Source organism: Azohydromonas lata (assembly GCF_034427735.1).
Classification (GTDB): Bacteria; Pseudomonadota; Gammaproteobacteria; order Burkholderiales; family Burkholderiaceae_C; genus Azohydromonas; species Azohydromonas lata.
Window position 1 is genome coordinate 1 of the sequence record NZ_JAXOJX010000007.1, and the last position, 24607, is coordinate 24607.

A 24607-nucleotide genomic window follows, 5' to 3' on the forward strand; every position below is an offset into this window, starting at 1 on the left:
GAGCTGGACCACGCGCACGCCCATGTCGGCGAAGGCTTCGATGTGGCCCAGGTGGTCTTCAAACGCGTGGGCGTTCTGGAAGCCCAGGATGATGCCGGTCTTGCCGTCACGCTTGGCCTGTTCGATGTCGGCCGTGGTGCGCACAAGGCTCAGCAGGTCCGCGTTGTCCCGGATCATGGCCTTCATCTGCGCGATGTTGTGCACCGTGCCCTTGAAATCGTCCCAGACGGAGACCGTGCAGTTGGCGGCAGTGAGGCCACCCTTTTTCATGTCCTCGAAGACGGAGCGGTCCCATTTGGAAATGATCAGTCCGTCGATGACGATGGACCTGGCGTGAAGCTCGTTCATGGAATCCCTGCCGTTCAGTGGTTGCCGTAGATGGGGAAGCGTGAGGTGAAGGCCTGGACCTGCTCGCGCGACGGGCCCTGCTGCCTTCCAAGCTCCTGCTCCAGCGCCTTGGCAATGCGTGGGTAGGTGTCTTGCAGCGGCGCGGCGAAAAACGGTTTTTGCTTCATGTGCTTGCGCGTTGTGATGCGGTCAGGAAGGGCTGTTGGGTCGCTGAACGACTTCGGCGGGATTTTTCGGCTACGCCACTTGCGCGGCTTGTGCGGCATGGACACGCACTTGCACAAATCCGACATCCCAGAATGTCCTTAGTTCGACATGTGTCTTTGCGCCATACCTGTTTGCATCCGCCATGGCAGACACGCGCCGGCCGGCTGTCCGCAGGACTCAATCACGCAAATGCGACAGGGAAATGCAAAAAACTTGCAGTGAATTGACTGGTTTTTGGCTCAACCAGCGAGCAAATGCAGCGACCTCAGTGCACAACCGCGATGACTGGCAAGACCACCTACGAATGTCGGTCCAGGGCGCCCGATGTCGATTCCTGGCAAGTCCGTGTCCGCCGAGCACAAGGCTTCGATTTCCCCGTGTCGAAAAATGGACATCACCAGGACGCCAGAAGACGCGGCAGCGCTTCGGACAACGCAAACCACCCCACTGGCCATCTCAAGGAATACCGATGACGACCAAGGCTCAACCCGTCACCTTGCATACCGGCAAAGCTTGGGCGAACGCCCAGCTGCAGCAACTGCTGGAGCGCCGCCTGCCTGGCCACAGCCTGGAAGCGCCCTTCTACCTGAGCGAAGAGGTGTTCCAGGCGGACATGGAGTACATCTTCGCCCGGCACTGGATCTTCGTGGCCGTGGCGCCGCAAGTGGCCGAGCCGGGCGACTACATCACGGTGGACGTGGGCCAGGATTCCGTGCTCATCGTTCGCGACGATGACATGAACCTCAAGGCTTTCCACAACGTGTGCCGCCACCGCGGCTCGCGGCTGTGCGAGGAGCACCAGGGCAGCCTGGGCAACATCGTTTGCCCTTATCACCAATGGACCTACGATCTGGACGGCAACCTCATTCACGCCGACCACATGGGCGAGACTTTCCTGCGCGACCAGCACAGCCTGCACAAGGTGCACCTGCGCAACCTGGAAGGCCTGCTCTTCATCTGCCTGGCCGATGAGCCGCCGCAGGACTTCGAGGACGTTGCTGCCCGCATGCGCCCCTACCTGGCGCCGCACAAGCTCAACGACTGCAAGGTGGCCGCGCAGGTGGAGCTCATCGAGGAGGGCAACTGGAAGCTCACGCTGGAGAACAACCGCGAGTGCTACCACTGCGTGGGCAACCATCCCGAGCTGACCATTTCCCTGTACGAGCACGGCTTCGGCGCCCAGCCCGGCCCTCAGAACGCTGAAGGCATCGCGCAGTTCGAGCAGACCGTCAAGGACAGCCACTGCCGCTGGGAAGCCATGGGCCTGCCCAGTGCGCGCATCGAGGAACTGGACACGCTCATCACGGGTTTTCGCACGCAGCGGCTGCCGCTGGACCGCGCCGGCGAGTCGCAGACCATGAGCACCGAAGTGGCCTGCAAGAAGCTGTTGGGCGACTTCACGGACAAGTCGCTGGGCGGATTGTCGTTCTGGACGCAGCCCAACTCCTGGCACCACTTCATGAGCGACCACGTGGTGAGCTTCTCCGTGATCCCGCTGAGTGCAGGCCGCACGCTGGTGCGCACCACCTGGTGCGTGCACAAGGACGCGGTGGAAGGCGTGGACTATGACGTGCCCACCCTCACCGCCGTATGGAACGCCACCAACGACCAGGACCGCCGCCTGGTGGAAGCCTCGCATGCCGGCGTGTCCAGCCGCGCCTACCGGCCCGGGCCCTACTCGCCCTTCACCGAGAGCCTGGTGGAAGCCTTTTCCAACTGGTACGTGAGCCGCATGCGTGCAGGCGTGGGCGGCGCGCGCTGAAGCCGCTGCCAGCCCAGCCGCCCCGCACTGCCGTGAACCCGTAACGGACGACGCCATGACCCTGACTTATCTTGACCTGGCCGATGCGCCCGCCCCCGCCTGGGGCGGCGATGACGAATGGCTCGAATGCGTGCGGGTTCGCGATGAGACCCACGACGTGCGCAGCTTCGTGCTGCGCCCGGTGGAGGCGCGCAGCTTCCGCTACCGTCCGGGACAGTTCATCACGCTGCGCCTGGACATCGACGGCGAGCCGGTTTCGCGCTCCTACACGCTTTGCTCCACGCCCACACGGCCAGACACGCTGACCATCACGGTCAAGCGCGTTCCTGGCGGGCAGGTGTCCAACTGGCTGCACGACCACGTGAAGCCGGGCACGCGGTTGTCGGCCACGGGACCGGCGGGCAGCTTCTGTTTTCCGCCCGGCCCTGTGAAGGCGCCTGCGCGCGGGCAGCTCTACCTGTCGGGCGGCAGCGGCATCACGCCGCTCATGTCCATGTCGCGCGCATGGGCCGATCTGGGGCTGGACGCCGACGTGCATTTCATACACGCCGCGCGCACGCCGCAGGACATCGCGTTTGCCGACGAGCTCAAGCTGCTGGCGCGCTCGCTGCCGCGCTGGCACGCCACCATGGTGTGCGAGCAGCGCGGCAGCCACCCGGACTACAGCGGCTTGCTGGGACGGTTGAGCCTGCCACTGCTGCGCTCACAGGTGCCGGACCTGCTGGAGCGCGAGGTCTGGTGCTGCGGGCCAGCGCCCTTCATGGCGGCGGTGCGCGCCATGCTGGCCGAGGCCGGGTTCGACATGGCCCGCTACCACGAGGAAAGTTTCAACTTCGAGAGCCTGCCGGTTGAGATTGCAACGGAGGTGGAAGCCGCCTCGGAGCAAATCGCCGCCGCCGATCCGGCGCAGCGCTTTGCCATCACGCTCAAGAGCCGAGGCGAGCGCTTCGAGTGCGGTGCCGACGAAACGGTGCTCAAGGCAGCACAACGCGCGGGCGTACGCTGGCCATTCAGCTGCTCCAACGGTGTTTGTGGCACCTGCCGCACGCGCAAGCTTGCCGGCGAAGTGGAGATGAAACAAGGCGGCGGCCTGCGTCCGCGCGAGGTGGCGCAGGGCTGGTTCCTGCCCTGTTGCAGCAAGCCGCTCAGCGACATCGAGGTCGAGCGCTGACAGCGCCCCCCCGCGGGCAAGAGGCAGCGGACCCGGCCCGCGGCGCGCTGTCGCCATGACTGTCGGCTCGGCCTGCACCCGTCCCCTCGTCACGCCGCCGCGAGCATGGCTTCGATCTGCTGCGGCGGCAAAGCCGGACTGAACAGGAAGCCTTGCACCTCATGACGGCCGTACCGATTTGCACCGAAGGTCAGCCCTTCCCCGGAAATAATGATCCGCAGAAGAAGCTGCCTACTTCAGCGCGCTGCGGTCAAGCCATTTGAGTAGCGTTGCGTACAGTGCTTGCGGCTGTACGGGCTTGGAAGCGAAGTCATCCATGCCTGCGGCCAGGCAGGCCACTCGGTCCTCGTCGAAAACGTTTGCCGTCATCGCCAGGATGGGCACTGTTTGGAGCTGCGGCATCGCTCGCAGTGCCCGTGTGGCCTGCAATCCATCCATAACAGGCATTTGCATGTCCATGAGCACCAGGTCATAGCCGCCCTGACTGGCCATTTCCACCGCAGCTTGCCCGTTCTCTGCAACGTCCGCCCGTAGCCACACCGCGCGCAGCATGGCCAACGCCACCTCGCGATTGATGGCGTTGTCCTCGGCGACCAGAACGCGTTTGCCGGCATGGCGCTCTTTCAGCTTGGCGTCGGCTGCTTCAGGTATAGCCTCGGACGGCGAAGTTTCGAGGCTCTGTTCCAGCCAGGCCGTGAACCAAAAAACGCTCCCGTTACCTGGGCGGGGACGCACGCCGGCGCTGCCGCCCATGAGTTCAGCCAGGCGCCGGGTGATGGCCAATCCCAGCCCGGTCCCACCGTGTTCTCGCGTCGTGGAGGAGTCCGCCTGCTCGAAAGCCTCGAAGAGACGTGCCACTTGCTGTGGCTCGACGCCCTTGCCCGTGTCCTCGACTTCAAAACGCACCAGCAGCTTTTCTCCATGCCGCTGCTCCACCAAGGCCCGCAGCGAGATGTGGCCGCTGGTCGTGAACTTGATCGCGTTGCCCGCGTAGTTGAGCAGCGCCTGGCGCACGCGCGTGTCGTCGCCGCGCAGCCAAGCCGGCACGTTGGCGGTGTCTAGCGAAATGCCCAGCCCCTTGGCCGCCGCAGGGGCGTCAACGATCGAACGCACTTCCTGCAGCAACGCGGCCAGGGAAAAGTCACGCCGCTCCAGCTGTACCTTGCCGGCCTCGATCTTGGAGATGTCCAGGATGTCGCTGATGACGGACAGCAAGTGCCGCGCGGCGCCCTCGATCTTGGCCAGCTGCTGGGCCTGGCGAGCCGCCAGGGCGTCCTGCGCCAGCAGGTGTGCCAGGCCGAGGATGGCGTTCATGGGCGTGCGCAGCTCGTGGCTCATGTTGGCCAGGAAGGCGCTTTTGGCTCGGCTGGCAGCCTCGGCGGCATCGCGTGCGGCAGCCAGCTCGGCGGTGCGCTCAGCCACCCGCTGCTCCAGGGTGGCATTGAGCGCCGCCAGCGCCTGCTCGGCCGCCTTGCGCGCCGTGATGTCGAGCGATGCACCGATGATGCCGATGACGCGCCCCTGTCCATCGGTGAACGGCGCCTTCGTGCACAACCATACGGTGGAAGTGCCGTCCGGGCAGGTCACCGTTTCCTCGGATTGCTCCACGACACCGCTGTCCATGACGCGGCGGTCGGCCACCATCGTGGCCTCGGCCTGGCACTTGTCATCGCGGAATTCGAGCTCGGTCTTGTTGAGCAGGCTTTGCAGCGGGCATCCGACCAGCTCGGCCATGCCCCGGTTGGCCACCAGCACGCGCCCGTCGCGGTCCTTGGCGTACACCACACCGGGCACGGCGTTCGCAAACGCACGCAGCAGCTCCATGGCGCGGTCCCGTTCAACCTCCAGCGTACGGCGGGGCTCCACGTCAAGCAGCACGCCAGGAAAGCGCAACGGCCGGCCATCCTCGGCCAAGTCCACGCGGCCATTGGCCTCAACCCAGCGGTAGACGCCATCAAGGCCACGCACGCGGTATTCACGCCTGTAGGGGCCGCCCTGCGCGATCGCCTCGTCGATGGCCGAGCGCACGCCAGGCAAGTCCTCGGGATGGATGCTTGCCAGCACCTGCTCCGGCTTCAATCCGGTTCGCCCCAACGCGGCGTCCAGGCCAAAGCTCTGCGCCAAGGCGCTCGTCAACCATCAAGGAGTCGGCCTGCAGGTCCCACAGCCAGGTGCCGACGATGGCCCCGGCCGACAGCGCCAGCTGTACCCGCTCGGCGGCGATGCGCAGCTCTTCATTGCTGCGGGCCAGCGCCGCATCGGCTTCGTGGGCCTGCGTCGTGTCGAAATTGAGCCCAATCATCCGGGCCGCGCGCCCGTCCGGCCCCGGCATGACCTGCGCACGGCCGGCCACCCAGCGCACCCGCCCCGTGGGCTGCGGAACACGGAATTCGAACCGGAACGTGCCCTGGCCAGCATCGACCACGGCGCGGATCGCGGCCTCCAGCGGCGGCCGGTCCTCGGGGTGCACGCGCGCCAAAGCACGTTCACCCGTCATCTCCCCTTCGCGCCTGTCGACGCCAAAGAGCTCGTACTGCCGCTCATCCCACGCCAGGTGGTCCCCATTGAAATCCCAGATGAAGATGCCCATGCCCCCGGCGTCGAGGGCCAGGCGCAGCTGCTCCTTGCTGTCGCGCAGTGCCGCCTCGGCCCGTTCGCGCTCGACGGCGGCCCAGGTGCGTTCGGCCGTTTCCTGCAGCAACTCCAGTTCCAGCGGCGTCCACTGCCGCGGCGTGACCTGGTTCATCGCCAGCAGCGCGATGAAGCGGCCTTCTTTGACGAGCGGCTGCACCGCGTACGCTGCAATCGACATCGCCTCGAACGTCGCCTGGGCCGACGCCTCGATGCCGGCATCCCGGGCCACGTCACTCACCACGACCGCACGCCCCTGCAGCAACGCGTAGGCGTCGCGGCCAAAGCTATCCAGCGGATACAGGCCATCGGCAAACGCATGGCCGGAACGGCAGTACGCGTCTTCAATCAGCCAAAGATCCGTACCGTCGCGAACAACGTGCTCGGCGTAGAGCACCCGATCGGTACCCAGGGCCTCGCCGAGAATGCACGTGGCCACGGCCTTGATGCGCTGCGCGCCGGCCAGTGGCCGCAGCGCGTCGCTGAGCCTGAGCAAATAGGCGTGCCGAGCCTCGGTCTGCTGGTACACCTGCCGCGCCAGGACCTGGTCGGTCGTCTCGGCAGCCATGCAGAAGAACCCGGCCACCTGCCCCACGTCGTCACGCAGCGGTGTCCAGGAAAAGGTGAACCAGCTCATGGGGCGCCCGTCGCGCTCCCGCAGCGCCACGGGACGGTCGATGAAGGAGTGGGACTGGCCCGTCATCGTCGCCTCGGCAATGGGGCGGTACTCGTCCCAAATTTCTGGCCACACCGCGGCGTAGGGCCGCCCCAACGCACTAGGATGCTTGCTGCCCAGGAAGGGGATGTAGCCGTCGTTGTACAGGGACGTGTAATGAGGTCCCCACGCGATGTAGACAGGCTGTCGGCAGGCAAGCATGAGCTCCACGGCCATGCGCAGCCGTGTGGGCCAGCTGTCCACGGCGCCCAGCGGGGTGGACGCCCAGTCATGCCGGGACACGCGCTGCGCCATTTCGCCTCGGGCGAACGGCCAGGCAGCCTCCTTGTCGTGGGGTGATGCCATGTCCATGCTGTTACGCGGTCCAGCCGCAAGCGCTTGGTCAGCCATTGTGAACGAGCGTCAAGTCCAGGCTATTTCAGCCGCAACACATCTGGCTGCAGCTCACAGGCCAGTCGCATCAGTTCACCGCCGCCGGATCACCTGAGCAGGCATGGGCGTGCCCCAACGCGGCACAGGCATCGCTGCCGCAAGCACCGCGGCATGGATTGCAGGTGCGATGGAAGGCCCTCTCTAAGCACCGTGCCTTAACCAGCGGGCCTTGATTGCAGCCTTTTTGGCTTGGGCCTGTTGAATGGCTCGGCAGTACGCGACTAACTGCCCCGCTTGGGCATGACGAGGCCGCTGCGTATCGACACAATGCACGCCCAATGAGCTGGAAACTTCTCAGCCGGTACAAAACAAGGCTTTTCAGGATATTGATCCTATGGCTTGGCCATTTACGTTCGCGGACACTGCAAATCCATGAATGGATTTAGTCTGACGGGGATTGAAGCAGCTCGGTAATCGTCAATGGCAGTTGCCGCCACGCGTTTTCCTTGTTCAGCACGGCCTTTATTCCCAAGGCGTTCGCCTCCGCCTGCAATTGTTCCGTCACATACCCCGATTGCAATACCACGACCAAGTCAGGCTGCAGAGCCAGAATTTCACGCGCCACAGCAATGCCAGACATGCTTGGCATGTCAAAGTCGGTAACCACAACTTGATATTTGGCAGGATATCGAACGAACAGATCGATGGCTTCTTGAGGCGATTGGCAGGTGGTCACCTGAAAACCACCGGCCTTCAAGATGCCTTCCAACATCAGGAGAATGACTTCGTCGTCGTCGATGCAAAGCACGTTCTGGCCATGACCCCGGCCTGTCTCGATTTTGTTTTCACCAGCGTCCTTTTCCTCGTCCTGGCTGATTGACTGATCAAACTCATGCAGGGGCAAGAGAACATGGACTGCGCACCCGGCATCGGCTTTTGACTGGATTTTCAACAATCCACCATGCTCCGAGGCAATGCGCTGCACCAAAGACAGTCCCAGGCCTGTGCCCATGCCTCGCGGCTTGGTGGTGAAGAAAGGCTCTAAAACCTTGTCCTGATACTCGATCGGAATACCAGGGCCGTTGTCGGCCACCCAAAGATGCGCTGCGGGCCCATTGCGCTTCCATTCCGGCGTCAACCGCTTTGCAGCATCGACGCCCAGGACATCAACGCCGACCTCGATCCGCCCTGCGCCCACGGGAACCGCATGCGATGAGTTGGTACACAGGTTAAGCAGGATTTGCTGAATCTGGGTGGCATCACAAACCACCTCCACGGGTTCATCCGGCAGCTTGGTTATTAAATCCGTACGGGATGGAAGCGTGGGCCGCAACATTCTCAAAGATTCTCTGACAATATCCAGCAAGCTTGTTCGCTTCAAATGCTGCGGCACGCCCCTGCTGAAGGCCAGTATCTGCTGCACGATCAATCTTGCCCGCTCACCGCTTTCTTCGACGAGCCGCAAGGAAGCATGTGCCGCGCTGCTGGCAGGAATTTCTTGGCGGGCCAACTGCAGGTGCCCCAGCATGGCCGCAAGCACGTTGTTGAAATCGTGCGCAACGCCGCCGGCCAGGGTTCCAATGGACTCCATCCGTCTTGCTTGCTCGGTGCGGTCTTCCATGCGCCGGCGTTTATCCAACTCTCTCAACCACAGCAGCGTCAAAGTGACGGCAGCGGTGATCGTCAAAAGCCACATCGTGATGGAAAAGGCAGCAACGCGGTACCAGGGCTGGAGCAAGACGCTCATTTCCATCCCGGTGACGACCACAAACTCCGGGAAATTTTCCAGCGCGCGGTATGCAACAAGTCGCTCCTGATGATCCAGAGGACTGGTGGCCACATAGGTTCCGGTAGCGCTGCTTCCCAAGCGGCTCATGAATCCAAGAGAATCGCTGTAGTTTTCCCCCAGCACGTCACCAGGAAAAGGGCTTCGCATCATGAGGATTCCATCTCGCTTGAAAAGCGATATGGAGCCCCCGTCGCCCACCGAGACGGTCTGCCACAGCTGATCGAAATATGGTGGCTCGATCGCCGCGGCAAGCACACCATTCAATCGGCCTTGGCGGTCCCGCCAAGGCCGGGATGCACTCACCAACCATGTACCGACGGAGCGGCTCTTGACCGGCAGACCCACATAAAACTCAAGGTCCGAGCGGAGGTGGACGTTGAAGTAGTCTCGATCCACAAGGCTGACCCCGATGTTTCCCTCATCGGAGTCAAAACGGATAGCGCCTTGGGCGTCCATGAACCAGATGGCCCGCACAAAGGGCAGTTCCTGCAATCGCTGACGCAAGCGCGTGCGGGCCGTTGATTCGTCAAGACGATTGGCCGCTTCAAGTTCCTGCAACTGCGACTGGGCCAGTTCAAGCGCCTGCGACACAGACTGCAAGGAACGCGATGTTTGCTCGGCCACGAGCTGAGACAGGGACAGCACGTAGCGCTCGCTGCTTGCCACCGTTTCGCGTCGAATGAAGGCAAGAGCAACGCTCAACAGCAGCGCTGAACCCAGCGTGAACACAGCAAGGCTTCCAAAGGCACGCCTTCTGAAAAGCAGCAGCAGGTTTCCCGTGCTTTCTGAGGGCCTACCCTGCGGATGAATCTGTGCCATGGAACATCAGCGAAAACCCGACCATGGTAGCGCTGGGCCGGTGGCGGCATCCGTGCCCCGGGCCGTGCGCAGCAAGTCCGGAAAATGTTTCATTGCACCGGAGCCGGGCTATTACGGTCGCAGGCGCAGCACCCGGCCGATGTCTTCCATGGAAGCCGGCTTGGTCAGATGGGCGTCGAAGCCGGCACTGCTGGAAAGCTGCCGGTCCTGCGCCGTGCCCCAGCCGGTGAGTGCCACCAGCGTGACATCGTGGTGCACCGGGTCCCGGCGCAGCCGCGCGGCCACATCAAGTCCGTTCATGTCGGGCAGCCCGATATCGCAGAAGACGACATCGGGCTGCATCGCGTGCGCGGCCTGCAAGCCTGTACCACCGCTGTACCTGGAGCATGCGTCGTGACCCATGGCCTGCAGGCACATGCACAGCGTGTCCGCGGCGTCGGTGTTGTCGTCAATGACGAGCACGCGCAGCGCCCCGGCAGGCTTTGGCGCATCCGCATCCCGCGCGCCCGGCGCCCAGGGCGCAGGCACGGGGAGCAGCGGCAGCGCCATCACGAAGGTGCTGCCTGCATCCAGGCCGGGACTGTGGGCGGTCACCGTGCCCTCGTGCATCTCGACGAGCCGGCGCACCAGCCACAAGCCCAGGCCCAGGCCGCCCTGCGCACGCGAGGCACCGTCCTGGAGCTGCAGGTACATGTCGAACACCCGGGAAAGCATCTCCGGCGCGATGCCCACGCCGGTGTCGCTCACGCTCAGCTCGGCCTTGCCATCGCGCGAGCGCAGTTCCACCGTGATGCGCCCGGCATCGGGCGTGTACTTGGCGGCGTTGCCGATGAGGTTGCCCAGCACCTGCACGAGCCGGGCACGGTCGGCTTCGACCCAGATCGGCTGGGCTGCCAGCTTGATCTCGACCTCATGGCGCGCGGCCCGGATCATCGGCGCACAACCTTCCAAGGCGGCATCCACGACCTCGCGAAGATCCAGGGCCTTGCGCACCAGTTCGATCTTGCCGCGCGAGATGCGCGCCACGTCCAGCAGGTCGTCGATGAGGCGCACCATCAGCCCCATCTGCCGCTCCATCATGCCCAGCACGCCCGGTACTCGGCTGTCCGGCGACGGTATGGCGCCAAGCACCGTCAGGCCCGTGCGCAGCGGCGCCAGCGGGTTGCGCAGCTCGTGCGCCAGCGTGGCCAGAAAGTCGTCCTTGCGCTGGTCGCTTTCGCGCAACGCGGCTTCCACGCGCTCCTGCAGGAGCAGGTGATCGCGGATCTGGTACTGGCGCTCCCGCGCACGCAGCGCGGAGCGGACGGCGCTGAGCATGGAGCGGGCTGACACGGGGCGGTCCAGCAGCGTCACGTTACCCAGCCGCTCCAGCACCTTCGCCACTATGGAGGGAAGCTGTCGATCGCGCGCCAGAACGACGACCGGCACGTCCGACCAGGGCGGCTGCAGCGCCAGCGCGGCCACGAAGGCTTCAATGGCCGAATCGCACAGTGCGGCTTCGGTGAGCATGACCACGCCCACGTCTTGCGCCATCTGCTCGCACAGCAGGGCCGGTGTGGCGCACACCATGCCATTGAGACCATCCTGCGCCAGCAAGGCCAGCGTGACCTCGCCGTCGCGGCGCGTGGGCGGCAGCACCAGAACGCGTTGTCCAGGCAACTTCATGAGGACGGCTCGGCAGGCATCGCGTTCCAGTCACGCCACGACATCGGCCGGGCCGCCAGTACGCAGGCCGTCTTCCACGGGCACCCCGGCCAGGACACCACGCAGCCGCGCCAGCGGTGCGCCCAAGTGCACGCCAGCGCCGTCAAACCATATCTGCCGGATCGTCTCCTCGTGGCTGCCGCTGCGCTTCTTGAGCACGGAAATGGCTTTCTTCACGCGGCCTTCATGCTCGAACATGCGCATCACGATGACGGTGTCGGCCAGGTAGCTGGCATCCACAGGCGCGTGCATGTTCGGCCCAAGCAGGCCGCTCTGCGCCGCCACCAGGAAGGTGGCCACGCCATGGTTGTTGAGATAACTCAGCAGCTCGTGCAGCTGCGCCGTGAGAAAGCGCCCGTCGGGCATGGCATTGAGGTAGCCGTTGAGGCTGTCAATCACGATGACACGGGCTTCAAAGGCTTCCACCGCCTCGCGCACGAGCGCGGCGAACTCGCCCGGCGCGATCTCTGCGGGATCGATCTGGCGCACGTGGACCTGGCCAGCCCCCCTGCCCTCCACCAGCGGCATGCCCAGCCCCGCGCAGCGGGACAAAAGAATGGCGCGCGACTCGTCAAAGGTGAAAACTGCCGCGTGTGCACCGCGTGTGCTTGCAGCTTGCGCGTACTGCAGCGACACGGTGGACTTGCCGCTGCCCGGCGGCCCGATCAGCAGCGTCGTCGTACCCCGATCAATGCCTCCGCCCAGCAACGCGTCGAGCGCCTCCACGCCGCTGGGCACGGTGTCGCGGTTGAAGACGCTGCCATGGTCGGCTGCTGCCAACCGCGCGAACACCTGCAGACCGCCACGGCGGATGGCCATGTCGTGGTGCCCGCTGCGAAAGTCGCTGCCGCGAAACTTCACCACGCGCAGTTGCCGCTGCGCCTGCCCATAAGGCGGTGTGCGCTGGTCCAGTGCGATCACGCCGTGGGCAATGCTCTGAAGCTGCAGGTCCGGCCCTTCCGACGTGCGGTCGTCCAGCAGCAGCACCGTGCAGCGGCGTGCGGCGAAGAACTGCTTGAGCGCCAGGATCTGGCGCCGGTAGCGCAGCGAGCTCTGCGCCAGCAGCCGCAGCTCCGACAGGGAGTCGAACACCATGCGGCTGGGGTTAACGCGTTGCACGGCCCGCAGCACTTGGCGCGTCGTTTCAGTGAGCTCCACCTCCGACGGGTGGTACATCGTGACTTCGTCATCGCCATCGAGTTCGCCCCCACGGCCGACGAGTTCCTCGATCTCGACACCGTCGAGGTCAATTCCGTGGGAGGCGGCGCCTGCCACCAGCTCTTCCCGGGTTTCGGACAGCGTGATGTAGACGCAGCGCTCACCCCGGCGCACGCCTTCACGCAAAAATTGCAGCGCCAGCGTCGTCTTGCCCGCGCCCGGGTTGCCATCAATGAGATAGAGCCGGTGTTCGATCAGGCCGCCATGCAGCACGTCGTCTAGGCCGGGTACGCCGGTAGAAGCGCGTTGGGTATTTTCTTGGTCATTCATGGCAGCCGTTCCACGAGGCAATTTGCATGCGCGGGCAGATGCTACGCCTGCCGGACCACCGGTTCTGGAGCCTCCAGGGCGTGCTGTAGCGTCAAGGACCATGGGCAGCAAAAGACAAAGCTGAAAGTCGGCTTCAATGCGAATTGACCCTTTCAGGCGGTCATCGGGCACTCCAGATAATTGCCCATAATCTTTTCTACAAAAAATCATTGCAAATTGACTTTGCAACTGCGGCGGGTTGGTAATGTGAAACTCGACCGGCACTTAGGGCGGCAAACGATCCTGCCAAGGCGGCCCGTCTGCGGTTCACCGGCCCATGGACTGCCTTCCAGCGCCCACCTGCCCTTCGCGACGTCGGCTTTGAGCCGCATGAGGGTCGCGAATAGCAGGAAATGCATGGCAGCGCGAAAACGTTGCGGGCTCAAGCCAGCTTGGCCAAGCGCAGCTCAATCCTTGAAATTTTGGCGTCTCGGTTGGACTGGTGGCCGTGCAGCCCCGATCCGCCCAAGCTGATTTCATCGCCTTGCCCGAAGCTTCTTACGCGGCCTGACACAGCTCCTTGACCTGCGAGCGCTCGTGCTTGCGAGCAGGCGTGATTTCTTAAAGGGTGCAGACAGACAACCGGCGCACCGATTGCTGCGACCTACAGGTCTTGGTCGTAGGAAGCCAGTATGTGCGCTGCCAAGAAGGAATCCCGGGCAGGAGCTGCGGATATTGGGGAGCCGCCGCCGCTTACTGAACGAAGGACTCGTGCTGGCGCTGCATGAGATCGTGACCGAGCACCCTGGCGCGACGCTTGAAGCGGTGGCGCGGGTGCTTGAAGGGCGCTGCGGCGTGAAGGTTTGCAGCATGGCCGTGCATCGAGCCCTGTACGGGGCCAGCATCGTCAGGATCAAAACGACTCGGAGCGCCGTCTCTTGCGGGTCCTCCAGAAGCTCGCCCAAGCGCTTCGGATACACGCAGCTGCACCCTCGTGAGCACACCGGGCAGGACTACAGCTGCTGCCACACCGACGCGGAGTGGGCGCTCGTGGCTGATTTGTTCGAGCACCCCGCCGGTGGCCGTGCCCTGCAGGCCACTTATGGGCTTGATGTGCAGGCGGTTCGACGCCCGGGCAATGGCATTGCATATGTCTTCCACAACGCACGCAGCGCCCAGCCCGGCGACGTCGTTCCAAAAGCTTCGGACCTTGCCCATGCGCTGGGTTGTCGAGCGCATACATGCTTGGACCGAGCAAAGCCGCCGCCTGGACCGGACAAATCCGACTGGGCAGTCTTCCAGTTCAAACACTCGGAACGACATCGCTTGTGCAGCCTATGGGCAAACGTGGGGGACGGTCCCCCACGGCGAATCACAAGCCCTCAGGAATTGCGCGAATCCTCAGAAGCACACCAGAACTCGTTCAGCCGGGGGACCGTCCCCCACCAGTCGGCACATGGCAGAGGCTCAAGGGGCGGGGTGTCCACACTTCGATTCTTGGCGCCATCGTCTGACGCTTCTCAATGGGGTTGACCTTGCCGACCAAGCCATCCATGCCGGATGACCCCGGCCGTGTCTCTCACCGCAACAGCTTTCGCAGCCCGGCGGCCAGCTCGGCCCACTTGGCTGGTGGAACCAACGCGGCATCAAGTTCCAGAACCATGCGAGTTCCTTCGCTGCGTACAGCAAGCGTGCGCCCCTTGCCGAGATCAAAACTCTGCGTCAGCCCGTCCCCTGAATCCGCGCGGTCTGCCTGCCGCGTGTCTGCAATCAAAGCGGGGGACCGTCCCCCACCCTTGCCTATCAAGGCTTCAAAAATGCGCTTGGAAGGCAGATCCTTCAACAGCGGGTCGGCAGCGACACGCAGCACTGCCTCACGGTCCCGGTCCAACGCTTCAGTCAACAAGGCTGCCCAGCGGAACTGAATGTCATTGGGAGAAGCAAAGGCGCCAACGATTTCCTGCGGCAATGTCGCAATCCGCATGGCCTTGGAAATGTCGCTGTGATCGCGACCGACGTGGGCGGCAAGCTGCCGCAAGGAGGGAAACAGACCCTCATCCAGCGCACGGCGGTACATCACGCCTTGCTCATAAGCGGAGAGGTTCCGGCGTACACGGTTTTCCCGCTCCATGAACCCGAACAGCTCGCGTTCGCTGACATCCTTGACGACGGCCTGAACCGGCAGCTCCAGCTCAAGACAGGCCCGGTGGCGCCGGTGTCCGAAAACCACCTCGTACTTCGCGGTGCCCTTGGAGCCATCGGAAAGCGGCCGGACCATGATGGGCTGGACGTTGCCCCTGGCGTCCTTGATCTCGGACTTGAGCTCTTCAAACGCCTTGCCGGCGTATGACGACTCGTGGCGGTTGGCCCACCGGCTGGGCACGATGCTGTCCGCAGCAAGCAGGATCGATCCGCGCTCGGCGCTTGCGCGCTGCAACTCCGCTTCGAGCTCCGTGATGCGTTCCTGCAGCGCATTGCCCGTGAATATCTGCAGGGCGTTGTAGCCGGGACCGGTCCTGGGCTTGGCAGCCGCGGGCGATATCGCAGGTGCAACCAGCACCGGCACAGACGCCGCTGCGGCGGCAGGCTCGGCCTCCTGCGGCGACACGGGCTCCGCGACGGCGGCGGCCGGTGCGGGCACGCGACGGGGCACGTTGCTCCAATCGACGTCATGGCCTTTCTTTTTCGTTGCCATCACACGCCTCCGGCTTGACCAACTTGCTTGTTCCAGAACATCTGAGCCTGGTCCTCGATCAGCTCCACCAGTCGGTCATAGGCGTCCGTGGCACGCTTGAAGGTGCGGGCCGAACCGCTTTCCACTTGGTCATAAACCGTGCCGAACTCGGCACTCGACGCATTGGCCGCGGCCGTCTTCGGGATCTCGACGCTCACGAGCTTGTCGCCGTAAGCCGACGCCATCCATTTCTTGACCAGCAAGCTGGTCTGATCCGCCGACTCCACCTTGGTCGGCAGCACGTCCACGAAAGCAAACGTCTTGGTGCCGCCGCGCTGCGTGATGAGCTGGTTGGTCAGATCCCCGAAAAGATCCCAGAACTGCGCCGACGACGCGAAGTCCAGCGGGTTGGGCGGCAAGGGCATGATGATGCCGTTGGCCGCCATCAATGCGTTGATGGTCGTGTATGACAGGGCAGGGGGCGTGTCGATGATGATGAAATCGTACTTCTCACGCACGGCGTCCAGGCCGTAGTCCAGCACGCTCCAGAATTCAAAGCCGGGCTCCTGGGTCTGCCGGGCAGGCAGTGCGAACTCGGCACCGAAAAGAACCGGCGCAGCAGCCACCAAGTCGATGCCGTCCCAATAGGTGCTGCGCACGGCGTAAGTGATGTCGAGCTGCTTGCCGGAAAACAACGGCATCACGGTGTCGTCGAGCTCCACCTCTGAATCCGGCAGGATGCCCATGAGCGTCGTGAGACTGCCTTGCGGATCGCAATCAATCAGCAGCACGCTGTGACCCAGCATGCTCAGCCCTTGCGCCAGCGTTGCGGCCGTCGTCGTTTTACTGACGCCGCCCTTGAAGTTGCCGATGGCGATGGTCAAGGCCGTCGCGCCGGCGGGACGCAGCTCGTTGCGCCGCGTCTCCCGAGCCCAGACACGTGCCTCCGCCAAAGAGAACTCGCGGCGGGCGCCGCTGGGCGTGAGCTTGCCGCTGGGCAGTTCGCCGCGCCGCAACCGGTAATCCACCTGCGGCTTTTCCAGCCCGGTCAATTCCATGAGCTTGGCCGTCGAGAACACCGGCGGCTTCTTGCGTTGCGTGGGCGCCAGCATGGTCTCACGCGCATACGCCACGACGTCCTTGACGCGCTCAGCTTGTTCCAGAATGGACGGCAAGGTGATTTCTTCCGCAGCAACACGCTGGGTGGTTTCCAAATTTCTTCTCCTTCAGCGCCGTTGCAGCGCATGCTGCGGAATTCTAGACTCAGATGCAGAAATCGCAGCATCGCTGAATTTCTGCGTCTAGATGGTGCAAAACGACGGACATCCGGGTCTTGAAACCCATGACTCATCACGGCATTGCTTCAAGAAATCTTTAATTTCTTTAATACTTTTACGGCTGTGCATAAGTGGTTTTTATTGAATAAAATCAATGACTTATGTTTGACGCCTGTCCTGCTTTTTCAGGCAGGGCGTCCGTCCTTTTCTCGTCACACGTCCGGTCGATTCAGTCAGCCTGTCCGTCTATTTCCATCCATCAAGGCGGCAGCGTGCAAAGCCTGTGGATAACTCTCTTTAGAGAAATTGGTGCCTGGGCTGAAGCTGCTGTGTCCGGCTTTTTCAGTTTGGAAAGGTCTTCCACGGCAGTTCACTGTCCGCCGTTTTCAGTGCAAAGGCCCGTTGGGCACCGTATGGATGTCCGGGGTTTTCAGTCCAAGCTATGCAGCGGGGGCCGTGATGAAGCGCGTTCGTTGTCCAACGAAGCGTGGACATATACTGATGCGCCATGCCCAGCCGCAACCCGCCAACGCCGTCACGAGAAGCGGGCGCCACTTTCAACAAGCCGGTGTCGGCGCTGGCCATCGTGCCGGTGAACCGGTCGCTCACCGTCACCGCGCGCAAGGTCTACAACGTGATGGGCCGCTTGGCGCAGTCTGCAGGCGACACGCGGGAGGAGGGCTACGCGGCGCCGCTGCATGCCATCCTCCAACAGTCCGGCACGGACAGTTCCGCGACGGCGTCTGCCAAGCGCTATCTCAAGGAGATGATGACCACCATCATCGAGTGGCGCCAGCTCTCGCCCGGCGACGTCATGCCCGGCGAGGCGGAGCGCGAGCAGGTGTTCACGCTGCTGTCCCAGGCGGATTTTTACAAGGTGGGCCGCGAGAACTGGGTGCGCTGGTGGTACCCGCCGGCGATCAAGCGCCAGATGCTCGACCCCGACCGTTGGGCGCAGATCAACCTTGAAACCGTCGCGCGGCTGGGCACTTACTGCACCGTGGCCCTGTACGAGATCTGCGCCCGCTACCAGGCTGTCGGCCGGACCATGCGCCAGGACTGGACCTGGTGGTTGCCCGTGCTGCGCGGTACCGACCAGTCCAAGCTGCGCGAGTGGCGCAAATTCAAGAACGAATTCGTGGCGCCTGCCGTACGCGGCATCAACGAGCTGTCCGAGATCGAGGTCGAGCTCATCGAGCACCGCAAGAACGGCAAGTTCACGGGCGAGGTGCAGTTTCTTGTACGGCGCAAGGACCAGCTCGCCACCGCGTTGCAGTCCACGCAGCCGGTGGACGCGACGGTGCAGGGCAGGGCGCTTGCGCTGGAAATTCGTGAGCATGACTTCGATGCCCTGGCCGAGCGCTATGGCGGCGAGGCCGTGGCGCGTGCCCTGGACACCCTGGCGCAGCACCTCGCGTCGGCCAGGACGCCCATCGTCAACCGGCTGGCGCACCTGAAGTGGATTCTGGGCGGCGTGGCCGAAAAACAGCCGCTTTCATCGGCGCGCGCCCCCATGCCGGCTTTGACGGTGCTGGCTGCCGCCCACGGTGCCGCGCCGGTGGCGCCGCCCGCGGCGACGCTTGAGCAGGAAAAGCTGGCCGAGGCGGAGCAGTCCTTTGCCGCGCTCGCGCGCGAGGAGCAGTTCAGGTGGCTGCAGCGCCTGCGCGAGGATTTGGTGGCCCGTGGCGTGCAGCTCACGCCGCTGCTGCGCTCGCGGCTGGACGCCGGGCAGTGGCAGGCACCCGCGGTGCGCTCCTGGCTGCTGCGCTTCTATGCCGTCGCGCGGGAAACGCCCTAACACGACGGCTGGTACTGCAAGGAACACCGGCCCAACCGTGGCAACGCCGCGGTGAAGGACGCCGCAGGGCGACCGCTTGCGAACAAGGCGTCCCCGCGCTGGAGCGGGCAGGGCGCCGACGCGTTGCTGGATGTCCGCTGCGCGGCGCCCAACGAAACTGACATGCTGAACTGCATGCGTTGGTATCCGCACGAGCGGCCGTAGCGCAATACGCGTTGGAAGGGCCGGGTCAGTCAGCCGTCCAGCGCCCAATGGCGATCCAGCAGCGAGGGCACGTGCGCAGCGGCTACCGGGCGGCTGAAGTAGTAGCCCTGCAGCAGGTCGCAAGCCAGCGCTGCAAGGGTACGGGCCTGATCCAGGGTTTCCACACCTTCGGCCGTCACGCGCAAGCCAAGGCTGTGTGCCATGGCCAGCACCGCGCGCACGATGGCCTCGTTCTCGCCGCCGTCCATCAGTCCGTTGACGAAGCAGCGGTCGATCTTGAGGTTGTGGATAGGCATGCGGGTGAGATAGGCCAGCGAGGAATAGCCCGTACCAAAGTCGTCCAGCGCGATGCCCACACCGTGCTGCTGCAACTCCTGCAGCGTCTGTCGTGCCGCCTCGGTGCTCTCCATGACGGCCCCTTCCGTGATTTCCACCTCCAGCAGCTGCGGCGCCAAGCCTGTCTGGTCGAGCACGGCCAGGATCATCCGCGCCAGTCCGGGCTGGCGGAACTGACGCGGCGACAGGTTGACCGTCACCCGCACGGGCCGGCCGTCGCGGCTCCAAATGGCCGCCTGCACGCAGGCCGTGCGCAGCACCCACTGACCGATGTGGTCGATCAGATCACTTTCCTCGGCCAGCGGGATGAACTCCGTCGGCGGCACAAGGCCACGCGTCGGATGGTGCCAGCGCAGCAGTGCTTCGACCGAGCAGATCCGTCCAGTGGCAGCTTCGACCTGCGGCTGGTAGACGAGGTGGAACTCCTGGCGTGGCAGCGCGGCGCGCAGGCTGACCTCGAGCTCCATGTGCCGCAACAGCTGGTCGGTAAGGCCGGCGCTGTAGACGCTGACGCCGTTGCGGCCCGCACGCTTGGCTTGGTACATGGCCGTGTCGGCATGCTTGAGCAGCGTGGCCGCATCGTGGCCATCGCTGGGATAACAGGCTATACCGATGCTGGTGGTCAGGTTGAGCTCGCGGCCATCCAGCACCAAGGGCGCCCGCAGGGAATGGACAATGCGCTGCGCGATGGCGATGGCTTCCTGGGCATGGCTGATGTCACAAGCCACCGCGGTGAACTCGTCCCCGCCCAGGCGTGCCAGCGTGATGTCCGGCATGGGCTCGGTCTTGGCGGGCTGCAGGCGCGACACAAGGTCGCGAGCGCGCACGCTGTCTCGCAGCCGCTGTGCGGTCGCCACCAGTACCTGGTCGCCGACGTCATGGCCCAGGGTGTCGTTGATGTTCTTGAACCCGTCCAAGTCCATGAACAGCACGGCAAGCTGGCGTCCGTGTGCCCTGGCGCGACGGACCGCGTGTTCCAAGCACTCCAGAAATGAGCTCCGGTTCGGCAACCCCGTGAGGACGTCGAAGTAGGCGAGCCGGGCGATACGGGACTCGGCCACTTTGCGCTCCGTGATGTCGCGCGACAGGACGATGAACCGCGGGCGCTCGCCAGCGGGAACGGTCTTGCGTGCCACGGACAGCTCGAACCACGTGTTCCCGACCGGCAACTCCAGTTCGAACTGTGTGCCGCTCGAAGCGTCCTTTTCGTGGGCCGTGTGCAAGGCCGCCATGCAGGCCGTGGCTGCTGCCGGCGGGAGCACCTCGCTCACCGTGCGGCCCAGCAGCGTCTCGGCGGGCTGGGCCAGCAGTTCCGGGCGCGGCACCCGGTAGTCGAGATAGCGGCCGTCCAGGTCGAGTTCGAACAGCAGGTCGGGAATGGCGTTGAGCAGTGCGGCGTGGCGTGCCTGGGCGGCATGGACGTCCAGCATGGCCTGGTGGCTGCGGAACAGGTAGCGCACGCGATGGCCGATCAGTGCCCAGTTGACCGGCTTGACGATGAAGTCGGTGGCGCCGCATTCGTACGCCGCCTCCACCGAGGCCACGTCGTCCATGCCGGTGACCATGACGATGGGCAACAGCTCTCCTGCGCGGGCCCGCAGCTCAGCACATACCGCGTAGCCGTCGAGGTCCGGCATGTCGACGTCGAGCATGACCATGTCGCAGGGGCTGGTGCCAAAGAGCAGCAGGGCCTCGCGGCCGCCGGTGGCCAGCCTCACCTCGTAGCCTGCTTTGCGCAGCGCTGCCTGCATCACCAGGCGCGCGCCGGCATCGTCATCGGCGACCAGGATGGACTTTCTGGAATTGCTCATGTCGCGCCTTCCTCCGCAACGATGGCATGGAGCGCGGACAGCGCCCGCTGCTGTTCGGTGTGGGCCGATTCCAGCAGCGGGCGCAAGCTCTCGATTCGCTCCTCACGAGCGTGCTGCTCGATCTCGCGGTAGCAGGCCGCCAGCGCATCGGCACCCAAGTTCGCCGCGGCGGATTTCATGGCGTGCGCGAGTTGCCGCAGTGCCTTGGCGTTGCCTACTTGGAGCGCCGCGCCCAGGCGCTGCCGGCTGTCTTGCGTGCCGGCCTCGAATGAGGCCAGCAGTTGCGACAGCAACCCCATGCTGCCGTGCTCGTCCATGTCACGCAGCATGGCGATGGTCTTGGAGTTGATGCTCGACAACGGGCGGGGCGGCGCCGGTGCTGGCTGCGCCGGCCACAGGCCCGCCGGGTTCATAGGGCCCGCTGCGATGGATGGACCGGGCGGCAACCAAGCCGCCAGAGCCGCATGCAGCTGTGCAAGGGTGTAGGGCTTGGCCAGAAAGCCGTTCATGCCGGCGTCCAGGCAGGCCTGTTCGTCGCCGCGCAGCGCATTGGCCGTCACGGCGATGATGGGCAGTGCCGAACTGCGGTCTGCGCGCAACTGCCGGATGGCCGCTGTGGCCTGATACCCGTCCATGACCGGCATCTGGCAGTCCATCAGCACCAGATTGAAGTCCGTGCCGCGTACCAGTTTCACGGCCTCGGCGCCGTCTTGGGCCAGCGTCCAGTGCAGGCCGAGCCGCTCCAGCATGACCTTGGCGACGCCTTGGTTGACCGGGTTGTCCTCCACCAGCAGCACCTTCCCTTGCAGCGTGCCGGGTTGAGCCGGCGGAGTTTCGGCGGCGGTCGGCATCTCGTCGTGCAGGCCTGTCAGGACACCGACGAGGGCTCGATGCAGGTCGGCGCGGCGTATCGGCTTGTTCAGGCTGCGGCACAGTCCGGCGCGCGTGCGCTCGTCGGTGTTGGCATAGGTCGAGCTCAGCATCACCAGCCGGGTGCCTGCCAGTGCCGGTTCAGCCTGGATCGTCCGCGCCAGCTCCCACCCGTCCATGCCGGGCATGTGCCTGTCCAGGATGGCGAGGTCGAAGGGCCGGCCCGTGCGCGCGGCTTCCCGCATCAAGGCCAGGGCCTGTGCGCCGTCCTCGACGCAGCGTACCGCCATGTGCCAGCCCTGCAGCTGGTGCAACAGGATGTCGCGGTTGGTCTGGTTGTCGTCCACCACCAGCGTGCGGGTGCCTTCTAGCAGGGTGGCGTCCAGCGGCAGCGCCGTGACGTTGGCGGCCACCGGCAGCTGCAACTCGACGCTGAAGGTCGATCCCACGCCGGGCACGCTCTGTACCCCGATGCGGCCGCCCATGAGGTGCACCAGCCGCTGGCAGATGGCCAGGCCCAGTCCGGTGCCGCCGTACTGACGCGTCGTCGATCCATCGGCCTGGGAGAAGTGCTCGAAGATCCGCGTGCGCGCCTCGGGTGCGATGCCGATGCCGGTGTCGTGGATGCTGATGCGCAGCGGCGCACGGCCCTCGTGCTGTTCCAGCGCGAATACGCGCACCAGCACTTCACCGGACTCGGTGAACTTGATGGCGTTGCCCACCAGGTTGGCCACCACCTGGCGCAGGCGGAACGGGTCGCCGCGCACGCTGGGCTGGGCGTCGTGCGGCAAAACCTGCATCGCCAGCTCCAGCCCCTTGGCTTGCGCCTGCTGCGCGAACATCGCGATCGCCTCCTCCACAACCTCCACCACGCTGAAGGCCGCATCCTCCAGCTCCAGATGGCCGGCCTCGATCTTGGAGAAGTCCAGGATGTCGTTGAGCACGCCCAGCAGGTGCTGTCCGGACGCTTGCACCGACTCGGCCCATTGGCGCTGCTGCACGTCGAGCGCCGTGTCCAGCAGCAGTTGGTTCATGCCCAGCACGCCGTTCATCGGGGTACGGATCTCGTGGCTCATGGTGGCAAGGAATTCGCTCTTGGCGAGGTTGGCCGCTTCGGCTGCATCCCTGGCCTGCACCAGCTCCGCCGTGCGCCGGTTCACTTCCTCTTCCAGGTGATCGCGGTGCGCCTCGAGGCTGGCGTCGCGCTGCTGGATCTGATCCAGCATGGCGTTGAAACCGTGCGCCAACGAGGCGAGCTCGACGATGTCGCTGCTGTGCGCGCGCAGCGTGTAGTCGGCGTGGACCGACACGTGCTGCGTCAGGGCATCGAGCTCGGCAATGGGGTCGAGCACGGAGGCGTTGAGTCGCGTGAGCAGCAGCCGGCTGATGGCCAGGGCAAGGGCCGTGGCACCCAGGGTCGCCGCCAGCTGCCACAGGAGTTGCTGGTACAGCGGCACCAGCGTCAGCGTCAGCTCCACGCTGCCGCGGTGCTGGCCTTCGAACTGCACCGGCTGCGCGACCCGCAGCCGCGTCAGGCCGAACTCGTGATCCTCGGCTTGGCCCGTCAGCGGCAACGCCGGTGACGCCTGTTCTTCTGCCTCATAGCGCGCGAACGCGGCTGGCCCGACCGAGTACACGGCCGCATCGAGCACCTGGGGCATGTTGCGCAGTGGCTGCAACAGCTCCGCAGCCGCCTTCCGGTCCTGAAACATCAGCGCTGCAGCCGCGCTCTCGGCCAGCATCTTGGCTTGCAGGCGGCTGGTGTCCATCACGGAGAGCAGGCCCAGCACGGCGCTGCTGAGGGTGATGGCCAGGGCCACGATGGCCGTGGCCGCGCCCAGCGTGATGCGGTTGACGCGGCGCAGCCGCTGCGCCAGCGTGCTGCCGCGCACGGCGGTGTCCAGCGAGCTCACTGTTGTACCCCCGTGGCCAAGCGCAGCAGCCGGGAGCTGAGCTCCAGTCGCGCCTCGCGCGCGGCCCGCAGGTTGGCCTCGAAGGTGACGCGCTCCTGCGTGAGGTTCATGTTGAGCGCGACGCCGTGCTGCAGGGCCCGCGGCGTGTCGGCCACCGTCAGCACCGGCAACCCGCGCAACACGTCGAGCACGTGCCGCACCGGCTCGCTGCCGGCGTTGGCGATGAAAACGATCTGACAGCCCTTGAGCGCCTCGGCCTGCGTCTTGCGGTGCACGACCAGGGTACGCGCTGCGGCCTTCTTGCCGTTCAGGCTGTCGGCCTCGGCGCCAAAAGGGTCTGCGCCGTAAATGCACACGTTGAGCGTGGCGCCGGCCTCCGCCGGCCACTCGGTGTAGGCGGCGAAGTTGTAGAGGAAGGCGGCCTTGAGCCGGTACTCGGGCAGCCCCTCGCCATGGGCCGCGAGCGCCAGAGTCACGGCAGCCAGTGCCAGCAGGAGCTGCGGCCACAGGCCAGGCCAACGGACAACGGCCTTCATGGCCGGCCCCTCGGCACGCTTTGCGGCTTTGGCAGGTCTGCAGTGGATTGGCCGGGACTGCATCCGCGTTGCCCGACCTTCAGTTCCAGCAGTTGTTCCAGGGGCAGGCGCAGCAGGGCATCGAGCGTGCACGCGTCGGCCATGCCGGAGGCGGCCAGGCCCGCGGCCAGCAAAGCGCAGTACAGGGCTTGGCGCTGTTCTCGGGCCCTTCGAAGTTTTCTTGCGTTCGGCATGGAAGTCCC

General features: G+C 64.9%; 16 protein-coding genes. 3 read left to right on the forward strand and 13 right to left on the reverse strand.

Annotation, left to right across the window (positions count from 1 at the left end):
- Positions 1–348 (reverse strand): membrane dipeptidase (locus tag SM757_RS06450; protein WP_322464828.1); only part of this gene is annotated, 348 nt, incomplete at its 3' end.
- A gap of 14 nt (positions 349–362) precedes the next feature.
- The gene (locus SM757_RS06455) at positions 363–620 is read right to left on the reverse strand and encodes a hypothetical protein (RefSeq protein WP_322464829.1); all 258 of its coding nucleotides are present in this window, start codon (positions 618–620) and stop codon (positions 363–365) included.
- Positions 621–1024: 404 nt separating this feature from the next.
- Here SM757_RS06455 and SM757_RS06460 point away from each other — a divergent pair, with 404 nt between their 5' ends.
- Complete coding sequence (locus tag SM757_RS06460; RefSeq protein ID WP_066340985.1) at positions 1025–2317, forward strand: aromatic ring-hydroxylating oxygenase subunit alpha; 1293 nt, start codon at positions 1025–1027, stop codon at positions 2315–2317.
- A gap of 55 nt (positions 2318–2372) precedes the next feature.
- Positions 2373–3488, forward strand: coding sequence for a hybrid-cluster NAD(P)-dependent oxidoreductase (locus tag SM757_RS06465; RefSeq protein WP_066340987.1), 1116 nt, complete (start codon positions 2373–2375; stop codon positions 3486–3488).
- A 231-nt stretch (positions 3489–3719) separates the two neighbouring features.
- On the opposite strand, the gene SM757_RS06470 is transcribed toward SM757_RS06465, so the two are convergent.
- From SM757_RS06470 to SM757_RS06500, 7 genes are all read right to left on the reverse strand, one after another.
- Positions 3720–5552 carry an ATP-binding protein gene (locus tag SM757_RS06470; protein WP_322464830.1) on the reverse strand — a complete coding sequence of 611 codons (1833 nt, stop codon included), beginning with the start codon at positions 5550–5552 and terminating at the stop codon, positions 3720–3722.
- Complete coding sequence (locus SM757_RS06475; protein ID WP_322464831.1) at positions 5464–7140, reverse strand: PAS domain-containing protein; 1677 nt, start codon at positions 7138–7140, stop codon at positions 5464–5466. Before SM757_RS06475 ends, SM757_RS06470 begins: the two co-directional genes overlap by 89 nt.
- A 469-nt stretch (positions 7141–7609) precedes the next feature.
- Positions 7610–9775: an ATP-binding protein gene (locus SM757_RS06480; protein ID WP_322464832.1), complete on the reverse strand. Its 2166-nt coding sequence runs from the start codon at positions 9773–9775 to the stop codon at positions 7610–7612.
- A gap of 111 nt (positions 9776–9886) precedes the next feature.
- Entirely contained in the window at positions 9887–11440 is a 1554-nt protein-coding gene (locus SM757_RS06485; protein WP_322464833.1) for a hybrid sensor histidine kinase/response regulator, read from the reverse strand.
- Between the two features lie 30 nt (positions 11441–11470).
- Entirely contained in the window at positions 11471–12967 is a 1497-nt protein-coding gene (locus SM757_RS06490; RefSeq protein WP_322464834.1) for an ATPase domain-containing protein, read from the reverse strand.
- A gap of 1558 nt (positions 12968–14525) precedes the next feature.
- The gene (locus tag SM757_RS06495; protein WP_322464835.1) at positions 14526–15641 is read right to left on the reverse strand and encodes a ParB/RepB/Spo0J family partition protein; all 1116 of its coding nucleotides are present in this window, start codon (positions 15639–15641) and stop codon (positions 14526–14528) included.
- Complete coding sequence (locus tag SM757_RS06500; protein ID WP_322464836.1) at positions 15641–16834, reverse strand: ParA family protein; 1194 nt, start codon at positions 16832–16834, stop codon at positions 15641–15643. Before SM757_RS06500 ends, SM757_RS06495 begins: the two co-directional genes overlap by 1 nt.
- Before the next feature lie 571 nt (positions 16835–17405).
- On the opposite strand from SM757_RS06500, the gene SM757_RS06505 reads away from it, so the two are divergent.
- On the forward strand, positions 17406–18695 hold the full coding sequence (locus SM757_RS06505; RefSeq protein ID WP_322464837.1) for a replication initiation protein: 1290 nt from the start codon (positions 17406–17408) through the stop codon (positions 18693–18695).
- A 233-nt stretch (positions 18696–18928) separates the two neighbouring features.
- Here SM757_RS06505 and SM757_RS06510 read toward each other — a convergent pair whose 3' ends face one another.
- Genes SM757_RS06510 through SM757_RS06525 form a run of 4 tightly spaced genes read right to left on the reverse strand, consistent with a single transcriptional unit; the run spans position 18929 to position 24598 of the window.
- The gene (locus SM757_RS06510) at positions 18929–21046 is read right to left on the reverse strand and encodes a putative bifunctional diguanylate cyclase/phosphodiesterase (RefSeq protein WP_322464838.1); all 2118 of its coding nucleotides are present in this window, start codon (positions 21044–21046) and stop codon (positions 18929–18931) included.
- Positions 21043–23829, reverse strand: a complete 2787-nt coding sequence (locus SM757_RS06515) for a response regulator (RefSeq protein WP_322464839.1) — start codon at positions 23827–23829, stop codon at positions 21043–21045. Before SM757_RS06515 ends, SM757_RS06510 begins: the two co-directional genes overlap by 4 nt.
- Positions 23826–24365 carry a YfiR family protein gene (locus SM757_RS06520; protein ID WP_322464840.1) on the reverse strand — a complete coding sequence of 180 codons (540 nt, stop codon included), beginning with the start codon at positions 24363–24365 and terminating at the stop codon, positions 23826–23828. Before SM757_RS06520 ends, SM757_RS06515 begins: the two co-directional genes overlap by 4 nt.
- On the reverse strand, positions 24362–24598 hold the full coding sequence (locus SM757_RS06525) for a hypothetical protein (protein ID WP_322464841.1): 237 nt from the start codon (positions 24596–24598) through the stop codon (positions 24362–24364). Before SM757_RS06525 ends, SM757_RS06520 begins: the two co-directional genes overlap by 4 nt.
- Between the last annotated feature and the right edge of the window lie 9 nt (positions 24599–24607).

Excerpts from the sequence above, each read along its gene's own strand:
- SM757_RS06460 (WP_066340985.1), top strand. The coding sequence starts at position 1,025 with ATGACGACCAAGGCTCAACCCGTCACCTTGCATACCGGCAAAGCTTGG.
- SM757_RS06465 (WP_066340987.1), top strand. The coding sequence starts at position 2,373 with ATGACCCTGACTTATCTTGACCTGGCCGATGCGCCCGCCCCCGCCTGG.
- SM757_RS06475 (WP_322464831.1), bottom strand. The coding sequence starts at position 7,140 with ATGGCATCACCCCACGACAAGGAGGCTGCCTGGCCGTTCGCCCGAGGC.
- SM757_RS06480 (WP_322464832.1), bottom strand. The coding sequence starts at position 9,775 with ATGGCACAGATTCATCCGCAGGGTAGGCCCTCAGAAAGCACGGGAAAC.
- SM757_RS06485 (WP_322464833.1), bottom strand. The coding sequence starts at position 11,440 with ATGAAGTTGCCTGGACAACGCGTTCTGGTGCTGCCGCCCACGCGCCGC.
- SM757_RS06490 (WP_322464834.1), bottom strand. The coding sequence starts at position 12,967 with ATGAATGACCAAGAAAATACCCAACGCGCTTCTACCGGCGTACCCGGC.
- SM757_RS06495 (WP_322464835.1), bottom strand. The coding sequence starts at position 15,641 with ATGGCAACGAAAAAGAAAGGCCATGACGTCGATTGGAGCAACGTGCCC.
- SM757_RS06505 (WP_322464837.1), top strand. The coding sequence starts at position 17,406 with ATGCCCAGCCGCAACCCGCCAACGCCGTCACGAGAAGCGGGCGCCACT.
- SM757_RS06510 (WP_322464838.1), bottom strand. The coding sequence starts at position 21,046 with ATGAGCAATTCCAGAAAGTCCATCCTGGTCGCCGATGACGATGCCGGC.
- SM757_RS06520 (WP_322464840.1), bottom strand. The coding sequence starts at position 24,365 with ATGAAGGCCGTTGTCCGTTGGCCTGGCCTGTGGCCGCAGCTCCTGCTG.
- SM757_RS06525 (WP_322464841.1), bottom strand. The coding sequence starts at position 24,598 with ATGCCGAACGCAAGAAAACTTCGAAGGGCCCGAGAACAGCGCCAAGCC.